General features: G+C 67.5%; 12 protein-coding genes and 2 rRNA genes. 1 reads left to right on the top strand and 13 read right to left on the bottom strand.

Translation table 11 applies throughout. From position 1 onward, the window contains the following. Positions 1-7: 7 nt before the first annotated feature. Positions 8-3,124, bottom strand: a 23S ribosomal RNA gene (locus tag ACIGCK_RS03800). A 437-nt stretch (positions 3,125-3,561) separates the two neighbouring features. Continuing rightward, a 16S ribosomal RNA gene (locus ACIGCK_RS03795) occupies positions 3,562-5,083 on the bottom strand. The 16S and 23S rRNA genes sit together here, the layout of an rRNA operon. A gap of 580 nt (positions 5,084-5,663) precedes the next feature. On the opposite strand from ACIGCK_RS03795, the gene ACIGCK_RS03790 reads away from it, so the two are divergent. Next, the gene (locus tag ACIGCK_RS03790) at positions 5,664-6,968 is read left to right on the top strand and encodes a CoA transferase (RefSeq protein ID WP_396663868.1); all 1,305 of its coding nucleotides are present in this window, start codon (positions 5,664-5,666) and stop codon (positions 6,966-6,968) included. On the opposite strand, the gene ACIGCK_RS03785 is transcribed toward ACIGCK_RS03790, so the two are convergent. The 11 genes from ACIGCK_RS03785 to argC are packed head-to-tail and all read right to left on the bottom strand — an operon-like array spanning position 6,899 to position 18,574. Beyond that, positions 6,899-7,768 (bottom strand): DUF4184 family protein, encoded by an 870-nt coding sequence (locus ACIGCK_RS03785; RefSeq protein ID WP_396663867.1) that lies wholly within the window; start codon positions 7,766-7,768, stop codon positions 6,899-6,901. The genes ACIGCK_RS03790 and ACIGCK_RS03785 overlap by 70 nt on opposite strands. Before the next feature lie 3 nt (positions 7,769-7,771). Beyond that, positions 7,772-9,088: a tyrosine--tRNA ligase gene (tyrS, locus tag ACIGCK_RS03780; RefSeq protein ID WP_396663865.1), complete on the bottom strand. Its 1,317-nt coding sequence runs from the start codon at positions 9,086-9,088 to the stop codon at positions 7,772-7,774. Positions 9,089-9,136: 48 nt separating this feature from the next. Continuing rightward, the gene (locus ACIGCK_RS03775) at positions 9,137-9,994 is read right to left on the bottom strand and encodes a hypothetical protein (protein WP_396663863.1); all 858 of its coding nucleotides are present in this window, start codon (positions 9,992-9,994) and stop codon (positions 9,137-9,139) included. Beyond that, positions 9,991-10,638: a SatD family protein gene (locus ACIGCK_RS03770; RefSeq protein ID WP_396663861.1), complete on the bottom strand. Its 648-nt coding sequence runs from the start codon at positions 10,636-10,638 to the stop codon at positions 9,991-9,993. Before ACIGCK_RS03770 ends, ACIGCK_RS03775 begins: the two co-directional genes overlap by 4 nt. Positions 10,639-10,676: 38 nt before the next feature. Further along, the gene (gene argH / locus ACIGCK_RS03765) at positions 10,677-12,107 is read right to left on the bottom strand and encodes an argininosuccinate lyase (protein ID WP_396663859.1); all 1,431 of its coding nucleotides are present in this window, start codon (positions 12,105-12,107) and stop codon (positions 10,677-10,679) included. 43 nt (positions 12,108-12,150) lie between these two features. Then, positions 12,151-13,299: a heparan-alpha-glucosaminide N-acetyltransferase domain-containing protein gene (locus tag ACIGCK_RS03760; protein ID WP_396663857.1), complete on the bottom strand. Its 1,149-nt coding sequence runs from the start codon at positions 13,297-13,299 to the stop codon at positions 12,151-12,153. Further along, the gene (gene argF / locus ACIGCK_RS03755) at positions 13,278-14,201 is read right to left on the bottom strand and encodes an ornithine carbamoyltransferase (protein WP_396663856.1); all 924 of its coding nucleotides are present in this window, start codon (positions 14,199-14,201) and stop codon (positions 13,278-13,280) included. The genes ACIGCK_RS03760 and argF overlap by 22 nt, the downstream gene beginning before the upstream one ends. Continuing rightward, positions 14,198-15,430 carry an acetylornithine transaminase gene (locus tag ACIGCK_RS03750; protein WP_396663854.1) on the bottom strand — a complete coding sequence of 411 codons (1,233 nt, stop codon included), beginning with the start codon at positions 15,428-15,430 and terminating at the stop codon, positions 14,198-14,200. The genes argF and ACIGCK_RS03750 overlap by 4 nt, the downstream gene beginning before the upstream one ends. Further along, entirely contained in the window at positions 15,427-16,326 is a 900-nt protein-coding gene (gene argB / locus ACIGCK_RS03745) for an acetylglutamate kinase (RefSeq protein WP_396663853.1), read from the bottom strand. Before argB ends, ACIGCK_RS03750 begins: the two co-directional genes overlap by 4 nt. Next, positions 16,323-17,480, bottom strand: coding sequence for a bifunctional glutamate N-acetyltransferase/amino-acid acetyltransferase ArgJ (argJ, locus tag ACIGCK_RS03740; RefSeq protein ID WP_396663852.1), 1,158 nt, complete (start codon positions 17,478-17,480; stop codon positions 16,323-16,325). Before argJ ends, argB begins: the two co-directional genes overlap by 4 nt. After that, positions 17,477-18,574: an N-acetyl-gamma-glutamyl-phosphate reductase gene (gene argC, locus ACIGCK_RS03735; protein WP_396663850.1), complete on the bottom strand. Its 1,098-nt coding sequence runs from the start codon at positions 18,572-18,574 to the stop codon at positions 17,477-17,479. The genes argJ and argC overlap by 4 nt, the downstream gene beginning before the upstream one ends. Between the last annotated feature and the right edge of the window lie 95 nt (positions 18,575-18,669).

The raw sequence follows: 18,669 nt of genomic DNA, 5'->3' as shown, positions 1-18,669 counted from the left end.
GAAGGTGATTATCAAGTCATCGGCTTATTAGTACCGGTCAGCTTCACGTGTTGCCACGCTTCCACATCCGGCCTATCAACCCAGTAGTCTGGCTGGGAGCCTCTCGCCCGAAGGCATGGAAGTCTCATCTTGAGGCCGGCTTCCCGCTTAGATGCTTTCAGCGGTTATCCATCCCGAACGTAGCTAATCAGCGGTGCTCTTGGCAGAACAACTGACACACCAGAGGTTCGTCCAACCCGGTCCTCTCGTACTAGGGTCAGATCCTCTCAAACTTCCTACGCGCGCAGCGGATAGGGACCGAACTGTCTCACGACGTTCTAAACCCAGCTCGCGTACCGCTTTAATGGGCGAACAGCCCAACCCTTGGGACCTACTCCAGCCCCAGGATGCGACGAGCCGACATCGAGGTGCCAAACCATGCCGTCGATATGGACTCTTGGGCAAGATCAGCCTGTTATCCCCGAGGTACCTTTTATCCGTTGAGCGACAGCGCTTCCACAAGCCACTGCCGGATCACTAGTCCCGACTTTCGTCCCTGCTCGACCTGTCAGTCTCACAGTCAAGCTCCCTTGTGCACTTACACTCGACACCTGATTGCCAACCAGGTTGAGGGAACCTTTGGGCGCCTCCGTTACTTTTTGGGAGGCAACCGCCCCAGTTAAACTACCCACCAGGCACTGTCCCTGAACCGGATTACGGTTCTAAGTTAGATATCCAGAGTGACCAGAGTGGTATTTCAACAATGACTCCACATGAACTGGCGTCCATGCTTCAAAGTCTCCCACCTATCCTACACAAGCCACACCGAACACCAATACCAAGCTGTAGTAAAGGTCACGGGGTCTTTCCGTCCTGCTGCGCGTAACGAGCATCTTTACTCGTAGTGCAATTTCGCCGAGTTCGCGGTTGAGACAGTTGGGAAGTCGTTACGCCATTCGTGCAGGTCGGAACTTACCCGACAAGGAATTTCGCTACCTTAGGATGGTTATAGTTACCACCGCCGTTTACTGGGGCTTAAATTCTCAGCTTCGCCTTGCGGCTAACCGGTCCTCTTAACCTTCCAGCACCGGGCAGGCGTCAGTCCGTATACATCGTCTTGCGACTTGGCACGGACCTGTGTTTTTAGTAAACAGTCGCTACCCACTAGTCTCTGCGGCCTCCAAACGCTTTCGGAGCAAGTCCTTATACGTCGAAGGCCCCCCTTCTCCCGAAGTTACGGGGGCATTTTGCCGAGTTCCTTAACCACGATTCTCTCGATCTCCTTGGTATTCTCTACCTGACCACCTGAGTCGGTTTGGGGTACGGGCCGCTTGAACCTCGCGTCGATGCTTTTCTTGGCAGCATAGGATCACCGGATCTTGCCTGTTACAGCTCCCCTTCGTGTCTCAGCCTATGTGAGAGACGGATTTGCCTATCTCTCGGCCTACACACTTGGCCTGGGACTACCATCGCCCAGGACCGGCTACCTTCCTGCGTCACACCTGTTAATACGCTAGCCGCACCAGCATGGGGTCGAGCGTTCACAAGGACGTCATCACCCCGAAGGGATCCGAACATTCCGAGCTAGGACTCTTAGCACCACTGGATTAGCTTGGGCGGTTCTTCGCGGGTACGGGAATATCAACCCGTTGTCCATCGACTACGCCTGTCGGCCTCGCCTTAGGTCCCGACTTACCCAGGGAAGATTAGCTTGACCCTGGAACCCTTGGTCTTTCGGAGGACATGTTTCTCACATGTCTTTCGCTACTCATGCCTGCATTCTCACTCGTGTAGCCTCCACGGCTGGTTCACACCGCCGCTTCGCTGGCCACACGACGCTCTCCTACCCATCAACACGGCTGGACCACGAAGGCCTACCAATAATGTCAATGCCACAACTTCGGTGGCGTGCTTGAGCCCCGTTACATTGTCGGCGCGGAATCACTTGACCAGTGAGCTATTACGCACTCTTTCAAGGGTGGCTGCTTCTAAGCCAACCTCCTGGTTGTCAAGGCAACTCCACATCCTTTCCCACTTAGCACGCGCTTAGGGACCTTAGTTGGTGGTCTGGGTTGTTTCCCTCTCGACTATGAAGCTTATCCCCCACAGTCTCACTGCTGCGCTCTCACTTACCGGCATTCGGAGTTTGGCTGACGTCAGTAACCTTTTGGGGCCCATCGGCCATCCAGTAGCTCTACCTCCGGCAAGAAACACGCAACGCTGCACCTAAATGCATTTCGGAGAGAACCAGCTATCACGAAGTTTGATTGGCCTTTCACCCCTATCCACAGCTCATCCCCTCAGTTTTCAACCTAAGTGGGTTCGGCCCTCCACGACGTCTTACCGTCGCTTCAGCCTGGCCATGGATAGATCACTTCGCTTCGGGTCTAGGACATGCGACTGAATCGCCCTATTCAGACTCGCTTTCGCTACGGCTACCCCACTCGGGTTAACCTCGCCACATATCGCTAACTCGCAGGCTCATTCTTCAAAAGGCACGCTGTCACAGCTGCTAGGGCTGCTCCAACGGTTTGTAAGCAAACGGTTTCAGGTACTATTTCACTCCCCTCCCGGGGTACTTTTCACCTTTCCCTCACGGTACTTGTCCGCTATCGGTCATCTGGGAGTATTTAGGCTTATCAGGTGGTCCTGACAGATTCACACGGGATTTCTCGGGCCCCGTGCTACTTGGGATACTCTTCGCGCTGTGACAGACATTTCGACTACGGGGCTGGCACCCACTGTGGCTAACCTTTCAAGGTTATTCGTCTATATCGTCGCATCACGCTCGCTGCTCGGCAGAGCAGCATGAAAAGTCCCACAACCCCGAATACGCAACTCCTGCCGGATATCACACGTACTCGGTTTAGCCTGTTCCGGTTTCGCTCGCCACTACTAACGGAATCGCGGTTGCTTTCTCTTCCTGTGGGTACTGAGATGTTTCACTTCCCCACGTTCCCTCTACCCGCCCTATATATTCAGGCGGGAGTCACTGGGTCGGCACGCCGCCCAGCGGGGTTTCCCCATTCGGACACCCTCGGATCAAAGTTTGCTTATCAACTCCCCGAGGCTTATCGCAGATTGCTACGTCCTTCTTCGGCTCCAGATGCCAAGGCATCCACCGTTTGCTCTTAAAGACTTGAAAATCACATGAGTTCGTCTCTTCGGCCCGGATCGAAATCCGGTTTGAAATTGACTAATGATCTATAAAGATCATCTATGTGAAATGACTCCTCATCGGACTCCCCGGGCAAGCCGGTTCGTCTGATGACGAGATCATCTCAAAGATGCTCGCGTCCACTGTGTAGTTCTCAAAGTACGGGCGGTACCTTCCCGCTTGTCCTTCGGACAGCCAGAAAGGCCCTGAGGTTGGTCGCCTCCGAAGAGGCATCCGGTCCCTCAGGACCCAACAGCGTGCATGTGCCGGCCGCATCACCAGAACCGTTCCAGCCGCAAGCGGCGTACTGAGTTCGAGATCTGCGAACGGCACCTCGTCAAATGTTCCACCCATGAGCTGACCCCTCGAAGACATTCGCCTCGAGCGGGCTCTGGGAACTCCGAGGAGTTCCAGATGCTCCTTAGAAAGGAGGTGATCCAGCCGCACCTTCCGGTACGGCTACCTTGTTACGACTTAGTCCTAATTACCGATCCCACCTTCGACGGCTCCCTCCACAAGGGTTGGGCCACCGGCTTCAGGTGTTACCGACTTTCATGACTTGACGGGCGGTGTGTACAAGACCCGGGAACGTATTCACCGCAGCGTTGCTGATCTGCGATTACTAGCGACTCCGACTTCATGAGGTCGAGTTGCAGACCTCAATCCGAACTGGGACCGGCTTTTTGGGATTCGCTCCACCTTGCGGTATTGCAGCCCTTTGTACCGGCCATTGTAGCATGCGTGAAGCCCAAGACATAAGGGGCATGATGATTTGACGTCATCCCCACCTTCCTCCGAGTTGACCCCGGCAGTATCCCATGAGTTCCCACCATTACGTGCTGGCAACATAGAACGAGGGTTGCGCTCGTTGCGGGACTTAACCCAACATCTCACGACACGAGCTGACGACAACCATGCACCACCTGTTTACGAGTGTCCAAAGAGTTGACCATTTCTGGCCCGTTCTCGTATATGTCAAGCCTTGGTAAGGTTCTTCGCGTTGCATCGAATTAATCCGCATGCTCCGCCGCTTGTGCGGGTCCCCGTCAATTCCTTTGAGTTTTAGCCTTGCGGCCGTACTCCCCAGGCGGGGAACTTAATGCGTTAGCTGCGTCACGGAAACCGTGGAATGGTCCCCACAACTAGTTCCCAACGTTTACGGGGTGGACTACCAGGGTATCTAAGCCTGTTTGCTCCCCACCCTTTCGCTCCTCAGCGTCAGTTACGGCCCAGAGATCTGCCTTCGCCATCGGTGTTCCTCCTGATATCTGCGCATTCCACCGCTACACCAGGAATTCCAATCTCCCCTACCGCACTCTAGTCTGCCCGTACCCACTGCAGGCCCGAGGTTGAGCCTCGGGTTTTCACAGCAGACGCGACAGACCGCCTACGAGCTCTTTACGCCCAATAATTCCGGATAACGCTTGCGCCCTACGTATTACCGCGGCTGCTGGCACGTAGTTAGCCGGCGCTTTTTCTGCAGGTACCGTCACTTTCGCTTCTTCCCTGCTAAAAGAGGTTTACAACCCGAAGGCCGTCGTCCCTCACGCGGCGTTGCTGCATCAGGCTTTCGCCCATTGTGCAATATTCCCCACTGCTGCCTCCCGTAGGAGTCTGGGCCGTGTCTCAGTCCCAGTGTGGCCGGTCACCCTCTCAGGCCGGCTACCCGTCGACGCCTTGGTGAGCCATTACCTCACCAACAAGCTGATAGGCCGCGAGCCCATCCCGGACCGAAATTCTTTCCAGCTGCTGAAGATGCCTTCGCAGCTCGTATCCGGTATTAGACGCCGTTTCCAGCGCTTATCCCAGAGTCCGGGGCAGGTTGCTCACGTGTTACTCACCCGTTCGCCACTGATCCACAGAGCAAGCTCTGCTTCACCGTTCGACTTGCATGTGTTAAGCACGCCGCCAGCGTTCATCCTGAGCCAGGATCAAACTCTCCGTAAAGAATTTTTGCTACAGCCGGACCGGAATGGGTTCGGCGGCAGCGAGTTTGATCTGACGATCGGATGTCATTACTGACATATCCGTTTAATCTCAAAAGAATCTCATCGATCAGCTAAGCTGACCGCGAGGTTTTTTGGCATTTGACAAGTGCACGCTGTTGAGTTCTCAAGGATCGGATGCTCCTGCGTTCTGGCCTCTCGGCTGCTCCGCAGGGCAACTTCTCTATCTTATCCGTTTCGCTCGGCTTGTCAAATCGGCGTTTTCGTCGGATTCGATCCGGCCAGCCTGAAGAGACGGTGCTCGAGTGAGCAGGAACCCCATTCTAGACCCAGGGGTCTGGACCCTCAAGTGAAGGTCCGTTCGAAAGGGGGTGGTTCTCCGCTTGAGGGGGGTGAGGCTCTCGGGCCTTTCCGCTTCCCTGTGGGGCGAACAAGTAATAAGTTACGCGGAGGTTTCCGGTTGGGCAAATCAGCCTGGCATCCCGGGCGTGTCGCCCGTGTTTCCGCGGTACGGAGCGGTCGTGCCACCGCCGGCGGATCGGACCTCGCGCCCCGGGGTGTGCAGCGTCTAGCCTCCCTGCATGCCCCCGCACGACCACACGGCATCCTCGCCCGAGTCGCTGCCTCCGCTCCCCGCTCGGACAGCGGTGCCGGAGCTGGCTCTCCGCGCGGTGCGGGACGCGTCGCTCGCGATGGCGCGCCTGACGGAGGCCGACGCCGCGCTCCCCCACCCGGATCCGGACCGCGTGGCGGTGGCCTATGCGAGCGAACGCCATCTCCGCGTCCACGGCGAGCGGCCGGATATCTGGAGCGCCCTCTCCGGGTTCTTCCCCACACGGAGCGGCTGGCTGCGCACCCACGGCAACTACGCGCACCACGCGCTCGCGCTCACCCGTGCCCTGCTCCTTCCCCCCGACGCGGACGCGACACAGCTGGCGGCCGCCCTCTCCCGTATGAGCGCCCTCGCGGCGGAGCAGCTGATCGTCCGGGCGGGCGGGGTCGCCGCACGGGTGCGGGAGGAAGTCCCCGTCCGGGACGCCGCGCTTCGCGACTGCCCGCTCGTCGCGACCCGGCGCCTGGGCGCGCACCCGCGGCATCCACTGCCCGGCCCCACCCCGTCGGCGCCGCTGCGAGGGATACGCGTGCTCGATCTGACGCGCGTCATCGCCGGCCCGATCGCGACGCGCACCCTCGCCCTCTCCGGCGCCAACGTGCTGCGCATCGACCCCGTCACCCACCCCGAGGCGCCGTGGCAGCACCTCGACACGGGGCACGGCAAGCGCTCCGCCCTCCTCGACCTGCGGGAGGCCGCGGCCGCCTCCCGCCTGCACGAGCTGCTCGGCCGCGCGGATGTCGTGGTCTACGGCTACCGCCCCGACTCCGCGGCTCGCTGGGGTCTCGATCCTCGCACCCTCGCCGCCCGCCATCCCGGCATCGTCGTCGCGCGGCTCTCCGCGTGGGGCTTCGAGCGATCGGCGCGCTCCCGCCGCGGGTTCGACAGCATCGTGCAGGCGGCCTCCGGCATCGCGCGGGTCGAATCCGACGACGGCGTCCGCCCCGGCGCGCTCCCCGTGCAGGCCCTCGACCACTCGGCGGGCTATCTGCTCGCGGCCGGCGTCATGCGCGCCCTCGCCCGCCGTCGCGACGAGGGCGGCTCCTGGCTCGTGCAGACGTCGCTGCGCCGCATGGCCGCCGAGCTGCTCGGGATGCCGCGGCTTCCGCACCGGCCACGGAGCGCCGAGCCTGACCCCACCCCGCACCTGCAGGATTTCGTCGTCGACGGGACTGCCGTGACCACCGCCGCCCCGGCGCTGCGCTACCCGGGCTGTCCGACACGCTTCGACCCGCCGCGGCCCTGGGGACGGGACGAGCCGAGATGGGCGTGACCCCCTCCCCGGCCGCGCTCAGCGTCGACGCGACGGCGCGACGGCGCGACGGCGACGGCCAGCACGAGCGTCGCGACGCCCCAGAGCGCGGCGGCCGGGGGCAGCACGAGATACGCGAGATGCTCGATGCCGAATCCGGGGCGGAAGGGCCCGAAGACCGCGTAGCCCCGCACCGCGGCCGCCGCGAGCACGACGGGCAGGGAAACCCACCACGTCCACCGGACGAGCCGCGGGAACCGCCGGACGGGGGGCGACGCCGGGCGGCGTCGCAGCCACAGCACCCCGGCGACGGCGAGGATCCCCAGCCCGAGCGCCGACGACGCATCCTGCAGCCAGGCGTAGAGCGGCTGGCCCGCCCAGCCGGTGTCGAGAGCCGGCAGGAGCCGCACGCCCCAGCGCCCGTGGTGGGTGAACAGGTCCCAGACGATGTGGGAGACCACGCCGATCGCGAGGGAGGCGACGAGCAGCAGGATGCCCCGCACGCCCCCGCCGAGCGTCTCCGCCAGCGCACGCCCGGCCCCGCGGTCCCATTCGCTCGGCAGCCGAGCCGCGAGCCATGACGGCGAGAGCTCCCGCGCGGCCGGTCGCAGGACGCAGCGCCACACGAGCAGCAGGACGAGGGCGAGCAGGAGCGTCGCCGGCAGCCACGCGAGGTCGTGGGTGGCGGAGTACCGCAGGAGGTACCCGCGAGTGAAGATCGGCAGATCGGGGGTCATCGCCCCCACGGCGATCGCGGCCGGTACCAGCGGCGTGCGCACGAACGGCAGCGCGACGACCGCATGGCTCGGCGTGAACGGCACGGATCAGTTCCGCAGGAACAGCCCGGCGAGCGTCTTCTTCCCCCGCCGCAGCACCGATACGCCCCCGGGCAGGGAGCCGGCGACGACGGCGGTGTCATCGGCGACCTTCTCGCCGTCGAGCGACACCCCGCCCTGCGCGATCGCGCGCCGTGCCTCAGAGAGGCTCTGCACGAGCCCGGTCTCCACGAGCGCGTGCACGACGCCCGTGCCGGCCTCGACCTCCGCGTGGGGCAGCTCCCGCAGCGCGGTCGCAAGAGTCTGGGCGTCGAGCGCGCGCAGGTCGCCCTGTCCGAACAGCGCCTCGGAGGCGGCGATGACGGATGCCGCGGCATCCGTCCCGTGCACGAGCGCCGTCACCTCGTGGGCCAGGCGCTTCTGCGCAGCCCTGCGGAACGGTTCGCTCTCCACCAGCCGCGCGTAGTGCTCGATCTCCTCGCGCGTGAGGAACGTGAAGATCTTGAGGCGCTCGATGACGTCGGCGTCGTCGGTGTTGAGCCAGAACTGGTACATCCGGTAGGGGCTGCACATCGCGGCATCCAGCCAGATGGCGTTGCCCTCGCTCTTGCCGAACTTGGTGCCGTCGCTGTTGGTGATCAGCGGAGTGCCGATCGCGTGGGCCGAGACGCCCTCGACGCGGTGGATCAGGTCGGTTCCGCTGGTGAGGTTGCCCCACTGGTCGCTGCCGCCGGTCTGCAGCACGCAGCCGTAGGTGCGGTACAGCTCCAGGTAGTCCATGCCCTGCAGGATCTGGTAGCTGAACTCGGTGTAGCTGATCCCTGCGTCGGAGTTCAGGCGGGCGGCGACCGCGTCCTTCTTCAGCATCGTGCCGACGCGATAGTGCTTTCCGATGTCGCGAAGGAAGTCGATCGCCGACAGCGGGGCGGTCCAGTCGAGATTGTTGACCACGCGCGCGGCCCCGGTGCCCTCGAAGCTCAGGAAGCGCTCGATCTGCGCCCGCAGCTTCGCGACCCACTCCTGCACCGTCTCGGGCGTGTTGAGGGTGCGCTCGGCGGTGGGCCGCGGATCTCCGATGAGGCCGGTCGAGCCCCCCACGAGACCGAGCGGCAGGTGACCCGCCAGCTGCAGCCGCCGCATGACCAGCAGCTGCACGAGGTTGCCCAGATGAAGGCTCGGCGCGGTGGGGTCGAACCCGCAGTAGAACACGATCGGGGCGCCGCCGAGCAGCGTGCGAAGGGCCTCCTCGTCGGTGGAGACGTGGACCAGACCGCGCCAGACCAGTTCGTCCCAGACGTTGTCGAACGACGGATCGTTGGCGGGGGTCACGGCGCGCAGCACGGCATCGGAGGGGTCGGTGGGCACGTCTTCGAGGCTACCAGCGGCATCCCCGCGCCTCGGTCGCCCGAGGGCTCAACGCGCGTGGCCGAACCCCCACCAGACGAGGAAGGCCGAGGCGAGCGCGAGCACCCAGCTGACGAGGCTGCCGACGAGGAAGTACTCGGCGCGGTCGCCGGCGTCGTCTCGGGAGATCTCCGGGAAGCGCACGATGCCCTTGGCCGCGAGCGCCGCCGCCAGCAGCGCGTAGGCACCCGCGAGCGTCAGCGCGAAGACGAGGATCCGCTCCAGGGGACCGATGAGGCGACCGCCCTTGAGCGAGGGCCGCTCGGGCAGCGGCACGGCGTCGTCGGCCGACCCGCCCTCCGGCTCGGGCGGTTCGTCGCGCGCCGGGGCGCCGGGCAGCGGCGGGCGCGGCGGGATGACGAAGCCGTCGCTGACGGGAGGGGGATGCCGGGGCTCGGCGCTCCGGGGCGTCCGCTCCCCGCCCGTGCGCGCGGGGAGGGCGTGCGTGCCGAGCGCCGCCCGCACCACGACGTTCGCGCTCTCGAGGAGGAAGACCGCCGCCCCGATCACGAGCACGGCGTGGTCGGGGGTCAGCTCTCCGCCGGGGACCGGCATCCGCCAGACGGGGCCGATCAGTCCCGGCTCGCTGCGCGGCGCGATCCACGCCACGCTCGCGGTGGCGAGGCCGAAGACGGCCACGGCGGGCCAGACGCCCGCCCGCGCGGGCGCCCCCACGGGCATCAGCCACACCCACCCCGTCGTGACGGCGAGCGCCATCGCGGCGGCGGGCACGGCATCCACGACCACGCCCAGGGCCAGCACGACGATCAGGACGGCGGCGAGCGCGACCCACCGGTGGCGGTGCACCGCCTGGCGCGCGAGATCGGCGAGGCCGAGGGCGAGGAGCACGAGGCCCGCGGCGATCACGCGGCACCCGCCCGGATCAGGAGGCGGTAGCCCTCGACGACCCCTGCCGCACCCGACGAGGTCAGCGCCTGCGACACCGCGGACTGCGTGATCCCCTCGCCCTCGGCGAGCTGCTTCTGCGTGCGACCGAGGCATCGGCCGTACACGAGGCGTCGCGTTCGCTCCGCCATGGCGCCCACCACCTGGTCGCGGCTGAGGAGGTAGGCGTTGGCGAGGGAGATCTGCCGGTGCATGAGGGCATCCTCCTCCCCGCCCCCGACAACCCACGTGCGCAGCGCGGGGACGGCGCGCTGCTGGCGCGCGTGCACGACCTCGATCGCCTCCCGCGCGGCCCACCACCCCGGCCCTTCGGGAATCGCCCCCGCCGCCGAGGGGACCGTGCGGATGTCGCCGACGCCCACGCCGAACCGGCACTCCAGTCCGTCGGGGAGCGCGAGGCGCAGGAGCAGCACCGAGGCGAGGGCGTGCTCGAGCTCTCCGAAGACGCCCTGGAACTCGTCTCCGACCGTGGGCGCGAGGGGCTGCACGGCCACCGGCAGGTCGCCGTGCACACGGTCGATCGCCGCCTCGATCGTGCGCTGGGCGCTCGACCGGTCGTCGAGTCGTCGCGAGCCCACGATGTCTGCGAGCACCGATATCGCCATGGAATAAGCATAAAGCTTATTTATGCAGAAAATAAGACCTATAGCCCGAGGTCGTGCCCCGCGCTCTGCGCCCGTGCGATCAGCTCCGCCCGCTGCTCGGACACCCGCTCGGGAGCGGTTCCGCCCGCCGCGCTGCGGCTCCGGACGGATCCCTCGATCGTCAGCACCTCCCGCACAGACGGCTCGAGGTGGACGGAGACGGCTGCCAGCATCTCGTCGCCGGCCTCGTGAAGCTCGATGCCGTGCTGCTCGCACATGCGCACGAGAGCACCGGAGATCTCGTGCGCCTCCCGGAAGGGAACCCGGCGACGCACGAGCCAATCCGCCACGTCGGTCGCGAGGGAGAAGCCCTGCGGGGCGAGCTCGGCCATCCGCGCGGTATCGAAACGCAGCGTCGCGATCATCCCGGCCACGGCGGGCAGCAGCACCTCGAGCGTCGCGACGGAGTCGAACACCGGCTCCTTGTCCTCCTGGAGGTCGCGGTTGTACGCCAGCGGCAGGGCCTTGAGCGTGGCCAGCAGTCCCGTCAGGTTCCCGATCAGGCGTCCCGACTTCCCCCGCGCGAGCTCGGCGATGTCGGGGTTCTTCTTCTGCGGCATGATGCTGGAGCCGGTGGAGTAGGCGTCATCGAGCGTGACGAACCCGAACTCCCGCGTGTTCCACAGGATGATCTCCTCGGCCAGCCGCGACACGTCGACGCCGATCATCGCGGTGATGAAAGCGAACTCGGCCACGATGTCGCGGGCCGCCGTGCCGTCGAGCGAGTTCTCGGAGGGCCGGGACATGCCCAGGCGCTCGGCCACCAGGGCGGGGTCGAGCCCGAGGCTCGATCCGGCGAGCGCTCCGCCGCCGTAGGGCGAGACCCTCGCGCGCTCCCGCCAGTCGCGCAGCCGCTCGAGGTCGCGCACGAGAGGCCAGGCGTGCGCCTGCAGGTGGTGCGCGAGCAGGATCGGCTGGGCGTGCTGCAGGTGGGTGCGCCCGGGCATGATCGCGTCCCCCGCGGCATCCGCCTGCGCGACGAGGGCGTCGACGACGCGCAGCACATCGCGCGCGATGACCCCCGCGTGGTCGAGGAGGTAGAGCCGCACCAGGGTCGCGATCTGGTCGTTGCGGCTGCGGCCGGCACGCAGGCGTCCGCCCAGCTCTGCTCCCGCTCGCTCGATCAGGCCGCGCTCCAGCGCTCCGTGCACGTCCTCGTCGCCGGGATCGGCGACGAAGCGGCCCGACGCGACGTCGGCCGCGAGCTCGTCGAGCGCGGCGTGCATCGCCGTCAGCTCCTCGGCCTCGAGGTAGCCCGCCGCGGCGAGCGCCTCGGCGTGGGCCTTCGACCCCGCGATGTCGTAGGGCGCGAGCACCCAGTCGAAGTGCGTCGACCGGCTCAGCGCGGCCAGCTCGGGCGCGGGTCCGCTGGCGAATCGCGCCCCCCACAGGGCGCCCTCGTTCGTTCCCTCGGTCTTCTCGGTGCTCACCGCTCCACCCTATCCAGCCTCGGGTGCCGCGCCCGTCGGGCCGTCAGCGCACGATGCGGGATGCCGTGCGGCGCACCGCTGCGGCCACCACCGCCTCGAGCGGTCCCCGCCCCATCAGGAGCGCCCACGCCGTGCAGCCCACGATGCTCCAGAACACGAAGCTCCCGAACGGGTGCAGCGCGCGGAACCCGGACAGGTCGGAGGGGCTGCCGAGCAGGATGGTGGCCGCGATCGCCCACGCGAGGATCTGCCCCGCGTAGGCGGTGAGCGGCATGGAGCCGAGCGCCCGCAGCGGGAGCGCCGCCCATCCGAGCGGACCGACGACGCCCCCTCGCCACCAGGGCCGGCACACCAGGAGGCACAGGCCGACGACGGCGAGCGCGAAGCCGCCCGAACCGAACACCTCGAGCACGCCGCTCGAGTGCGGCTCGGCCGTCCACACGGCATCCACGAGCGACGCCGATGCCGCGGCATCCCGCCGCCCCTCCGGCGGGGCGAGCCCGTAGGCGATCGCGGCGACCCCCGCGCCGAAGAGCACGAGCGCCGTCTGCACGCTCCCGGAGCGCAGATCGAGCCGCCCGACGCCGAGCCCCGCCACGATGAACGTGCTCCACACCACGAACGGGTACTGCCACCCGATCAGCAGGCTCGCATCCTCCACTCCCGGCGTCCGCCACACGGGAAGCGTCATGATCGCCGCGTAGACCCAGGGGGTCACCAGCCCCAGTCCCACCGCGATCCCGAACAGGACGACGGGGCGCAGCGTGAGCAGCGGGAGGACGAGGAGGAACAGGATCGCGTAGGCGGGCAGGATGACGTACACCGGCACGCCGGTGGCGATCAGCAGGATGCCGAGCACCCAGATGATCAGGGCGCGCACCGCCAGGCCGGTCGCCGCGCGCGCGAGGCGCTCGCCGCGCACCGGCGCGCGACCGCCGGTGAGCAGACCGATCGAGATGCCCGCGAGGGTGGCGAAGAGGATCGAGGAGCGCCCGTCGACGATGCCGGTCCACGTGGCGGGATCGGTCCAGACGAGGTCGTCGGTGACGAGCAGATGGGCCGCGAGCATGCCGATGACGGCGAGCCCCCGGGCGAGATCGACGCCCGCCAGGCGCGCGGGACCGTTCAGGCCCCGCCAGTTCGCGGCGAGCCTGCCCGGTCGGCCGGTCGTCAGCTCTGCGCCAGCAGCCACACCAGCAGGGCCTTCTGCGCGTGCAGACGGTTCTCGGCCTCGTCCCACACCACCGACTGGGGTCCGTCGATGACCTCCGCGTCCACCTCGTAGCCGCGGTCGGCCGGGAGGCAGTGGATGAAGATCGCGTCGGCCTTGGCCAGCGTCATCGTCTCGTTCGTGACCTTGTAGGCGCCGAGGTCGCGAAGACGCGCGATCTTCTCCTCCTCCTTGCCCATGGACACCCACGTGTCGGTGACGACGATGTCGGCCCCCGCCGCGGCCTCGAGCGGGTCGGTGAACAGCGTGACCGAGCCACCGGTGCCCTCGGCGATCCGGTCGGCATCCGCGACGACATCCTCGCGGGGGGCGTAGTCCTCGGGCGAGGCGACGCGCACGTGCATCCCCGCCGTCGCGCCGGCCAGCACGTAGGAGTGGGCCATGTTGCTCATGCCGTCGCCGAAGAACGTCAGCGTCAGCCCCTTCAGCTCCCCCTTGTGCTCGCGGATCGTGAGCAGGTCGGCCAGCAGCTGGCAGGGGTGGAAGTCGTCGGAGAGCGCGTTGACGACGGGCACCCGCGTGCCCTGGGCCATCTGCTCGAGCCCGGCCTGCGCGTAGGTGCGCCACACGATCGCCGCGACCTGCCGCTCGAGCACCCGGGCCGTGTCCGCCGGGGTCTCCTTGCCGCCCAGCTGGCTGTTGGCGGTGGAGATGACCAGCGGCGAGCCGCCGAGGTCGGCGATGCCGACGGCGAAGGAGACGCGCGTGCGGGTGGAGGACTTGTCGAAGATGACGGCGACGGTCTGCGGACCGGCGAGCGGCTTGTGCGCCCAGCGGTCCTTCTTCAGCTCGAGCGCGAGATCGAGGATCTCGGACTGCTCGGCGGGGGTGATGTCGTCGTCGCGGAGGAAGTGGCGGGTCATGCGTTCACCTTTGCGGGAGCGGCGTCGGCCGCGTCGTCGAGAAGCAGGGCTTCGGTTGCGGTGGCCAGCGAGGCCTGGAAGAGGTCGACGAACTCGGCGATCTCGTCGTCGCCGATCGTCAGGGGCGGGGCGATGCGCACCGTCGAGGGATTCGCGGCGTTCACGATGAGCCCGTGGGTCTGCGCCGCGGCGACGACCGCACCGGCGACCGGCCGCGCGAGCGCGATGCCGATGAGCAGGCCCTGGCCGCGGCATCCCGTCACCAGCGGCGAATGGATGCCCGCGATCGCGTCGCGGATCTGCGCACCGCGCGCCGCGGCGTTCGCCACGAGTCCGGCGCGCTCGATCTCGCCGAGCACGGCTCCCGCCACGGCGGTGCCGAGCGCGTTGCCGCCGAACGTGGAGCCGTGGGAGCCGGGGAAGAACAGCTCGCTCGCGTCGCCGAACGTGATGAGCGCGCCGATCGGGAAGCCGCCGCCGATGCCCTTGGCCACCGTGATGGCGTCGGGCGTGATCCCGGCGTGCTGGAACCCGAACCACGCGCCGGTGCGGCCTGCGCCGGTCTGGATCTCGTCGACGATGAGGAGCGCGCCGTGCGCCGAGGTCAGCTCCCGCGCTGCCGCGAGATAGCCCTCCGGAAGCTCGACCACGCCCGCCTCGCCCTGGATGGGCTCCACGACGAGCGCCGCGACGGTGTCATCGAGCGCGGCCTCGAGCGCCTCGATCGTGACGGGGATGTGCTCCACCCCCGGCACCATCGGCGAGAACGGCTCCTGCATCGCGGGCTTGCCCGTCAGCGCGAGGGTTCCCATCGTGCGACCGTGGAAGGCGTTCTCGAGCGTGAGGATGCGGGGGCGGCCGCTCTCGCGTCCGTGCAGCCGGGCGAGCTTGAACGCCGCCTCGTTCGCCTCGGCGCCGGAGTTGCCGAAGTACACCCGGCCCCGCTCCCCCGTGCCGGCGAGCCGCTTCAGCGTCGCCGCGAGCTGCAGCTGCGGGGGCGTGGCGAAGTAGTTCGAGACGTGGGTGAGCGTCGCCGCCTGCCGCGCGAGCGCCTCGACGAACACGGGGTGCGCGTGGCCGAGGGAGTTGACGGCGATGCCGCCGAGGAAGTCCAGGTAGCGGCGGCCGGCGTCGTCCCACAGATACGCGCCCTCGCCGCGGACGAACATCGCCATGCGTTCGCCGAAGCTGCGCACCAGATCCCGCCCCGCGTCGTCCTGCCAGCTCATCCCGCGACCACCTCCGTGCCGATTCCCTTGTTCGTGAAGACCTCGACGAGCACCGAATGCGGCACCCGTCCGTCGATGATCGCCGCCGAGTCGACGCCGCCGTCGACCGCGTCCAGGCACGCCTGCATCTTCGGGATCATGCCCGATTCCAGGCTCGGCAGCATGGCGCGCAGCTCCGTCGCGGTCAGGTGCGACACGAGCGAGTCCCGGTCGGGCCAGTCGGCGTAGAGACCGGGGACGTCGGTGAGCACGATGAGCTTCGCGGCGCCGAGCGCCGTGGCCAGGGCGGATGCCGCGGCATCCGCGTTGACGTTCAGGCTCTGCCCCGGCCTGTCGAGGTCGGGCGCGATCGAGGAGACGACGGGGATGCGTCCCGCCTCGAGGTGGTCGTGCACCGTCGTCGGATCGACGCTGACGACATCGCCGACGTTGCCGAGGTCGTGCTCCTCGCCGTCGATGACGACTCCCCGGCGGCGTCCGCCGAACAGGCCGGCGTCCTCGCCGCTCACTCCGCTCGCGAGCGGCCCGTGCGCGTTGATGCGGCCCACCAGCTGCGGATTGATCTGGCCCGTCAGCACCATGCGCACGACGCCGATCGCCTCGGTCGAGGTGACGCGGTATCCGCCCTTGAACTCGCTCGGGATCGAGAGCCGATCGAGCATCGCCGAGATCTGCGGGCCCCCGCCGTGGACGACGACGGGCTTGACCCCGACGAAGCGCAGATAGGCGATGTCCTCGGCGAAGCTCTGCTGCAGCTCGTCGGAGACCATCGCGTTGCCGCCGTACTTGATGACGATGATCTGGTCGCGGAAGCGCTTGAGCCACGGCAGCGACTCGATGAGCACGGCGGCCTTCTCGGCCGCCTCCTCCGGGCTGGTGTCCTGGATGTCGGTCATGAGCTGTACGCGCTGTTCTCGTGGACGTAGTCGTGCGTCAGATCGTTGGTCCAGATCGTGGCGCAGGCGTCGCCCGCCTTCAGATCGATGCCGACGTGCGTCGCGCGCGGCGTGAGATCGACCTCTTCCCGCGGCCGGTCGGGTCCGCCCTTCGTGCAGACGCGGACGCCGTTCATGCTCACGTCGACGTCGTACGGATCGAACGCGGCATGCGTCGTGCCGATCGCGGCGAGCACGCGGCCCCAGTTGGGGTCGTTCCCGAAGACCGCCGCCTTGAAGAGGTTGTTCCGGGCGACGGAGCGGCCGACCTCGACGGCGTCCTCCTCGGATGCCGCGCCGGTCACCTCGATCGTGATGTCGTGGCTGGCGCCCTCGGCGTCGCCCTGCAGCTGCGTCGCGAGGCTCGTGCAGGCCTCGCGGAGGGCCTTCGCGAAGGCATCCGGGTCGGGGGTGACGCCCGACGCGCCGCTGACCATGAGCGTCACCTGGTCGTTCGTGGACATGCACCCGTCGGAGTCGAGCCGGTCGAAGCTCACGCGGGTCGCGGCGCGCAGGTGAGCGTCGGCCTCCTCGGCGGTGAGCACGGCGTCGGTCGTGAGGACGACGAGCATCGTCGCGAGGCCGGGCGCGAGCATCCCGGCACCCTTCGCCATGCCGCCGATCGACCAGCCGTCGCCGTGCACGACGGTGCGCTTCGGGCGGGAGTCGGTCGTCATGATCGCGAGCGACGCGGCCTCGCCGCCGTCGGGCGTCAGCCCCGCGATCGCGCGGGTCGTGCCCTCCAGCACCTTGGCGCGGAAGACCTCGTCGCCCGTGCCGATCAAGCCGGTGGAGCACACGAGGACGTCGCCGGCGCTCACGCCGAGCAGTTCGGCGGCCCTCTCGGCGGTCTGGTGCGTCGTCTGGAACCCGAAACTGCCCGTGAAGCAGTTGGCGCCGCCGGAGTTGAGCACGACCGCCTCGACGACGCCGTCCCTCACCGCCACCTCCGACCACAGGATCGGGTTGGCCTTGGCGCGATTGCTCGTGAAGACCGCCGCGCCCGCCTTGAGCGGCCCGCGGTTGACGACGACCGCGACATCCGGCTTTCCCGTCGACTTCAGCCCCGCGGCGACACCCGCCGCCGCGAAGCCCTGGGGTGCGGTCACGCTCACGGCGCCACTCCGTTCACGGTCAGGCCCGTGGCCTCGGGGAGGCCGAGGGCGATGTTCATCGACTGGATCGCCGCGCCCGCCGTGCCCTTGGCGAGGTTGTCGAGGGCGGTGACGACGACGACCCGGTTCGCGGCACGGTCGATCGCAAGCCCCATCAGCGCGGTGTTCGCGCCGAGCACGTCGGCCGTGCGGGGGAACTCCCCTGCCGGCAGCAGGTGCACGAACGTCTCATCCCCGTAGGCCGCCTCCCACGCGCCGCGGATGTCGGCGTCGGACGCGTCCGGCGCGATCGGGGCCGAGCTGGTGGCGAGGATGCCGCGCGCCATCGGCACGATGACGGGCGTGAACGAGATGCGGATGGCGTCGGTGAGCGATGTCCATACCCGGTCTTCGGGCTCGCTCGCCGAGTCCGCCACCGGCAACGCGGCGGCGAGCGCCTGGCGTATCTCAGGGATGTGCCGGTGCGTGCCGCCGACGGCATACGGGTTGGCGGAGCCGAGGATCTCGCTCGCGAGGAGGTTCGTCTTGAGGCTCTTGCCGGCGCCGCTCGGCCCGACGGCGAGGACACTCACGATGTCGCGGGTGTCGATCACCCCGGCAGCGACGCCGGGGACGAGACTCAGACTCACGGTCGATGCATTGCAGCCGGGCGCTGCTATCCGGGATGCCCCGGCCAGGCGGGAGCGCTGCTTGGCGCCGCCTCCGACCAGGAGCTCGGGCACGCCGTAGGCCCACGGCTCGTGGAACTCGCCGCCGTAGAAGTGGTCCCACGCCGAGACGGACTCGAGCCGGTGGTCCGCGCCGCAGTCGATCACGAGCGGCGTCTCGGCGAGCGCCTCGGTGTACTGCCCCGACTGACCGTGCGGCAGGGCGAGGAAGACGATGTCGTGCCCCGCGAGGGTCTCGGGCGTCGTGTCCTGCAGAGTGAGGTGAGCGAGCGAGCGGAGGTGCGGCTGGTGCAGGGCGAGCGGCTGGCCGGCGTTCGAGTGCGCGGTCACCGTGCGGATCTCGACATCCGGGTGCGCCGCGAGCAGCCGGAGCAGTTCCCCGCCGGCGTATCCGGAGGCGCCGGAGACGGCTACCTGATAGGGCATGGTGTCAACCTTAGGGTCTGGGAGGTCTCGCCCCCGCGCGGTGGCGCGGAGAAGGATGTCGACGGCGACGCCGCTGCCGCGCCCACGGGGCGGGG

Origin of the sequence: Microbacterium sp. NPDC078428 (assembly GCF_044542535.1) — a bacterium.
Taxonomy (GTDB): domain Bacteria; phylum Actinomycetota; class Actinomycetes; order Actinomycetales; family Microbacteriaceae; genus Microbacterium; species Microbacterium limosum.
The sequence above is the reverse complement of the archived record's forward strand: the minus strand, read 5'-3'. Positions and strand labels throughout refer to the sequence as shown.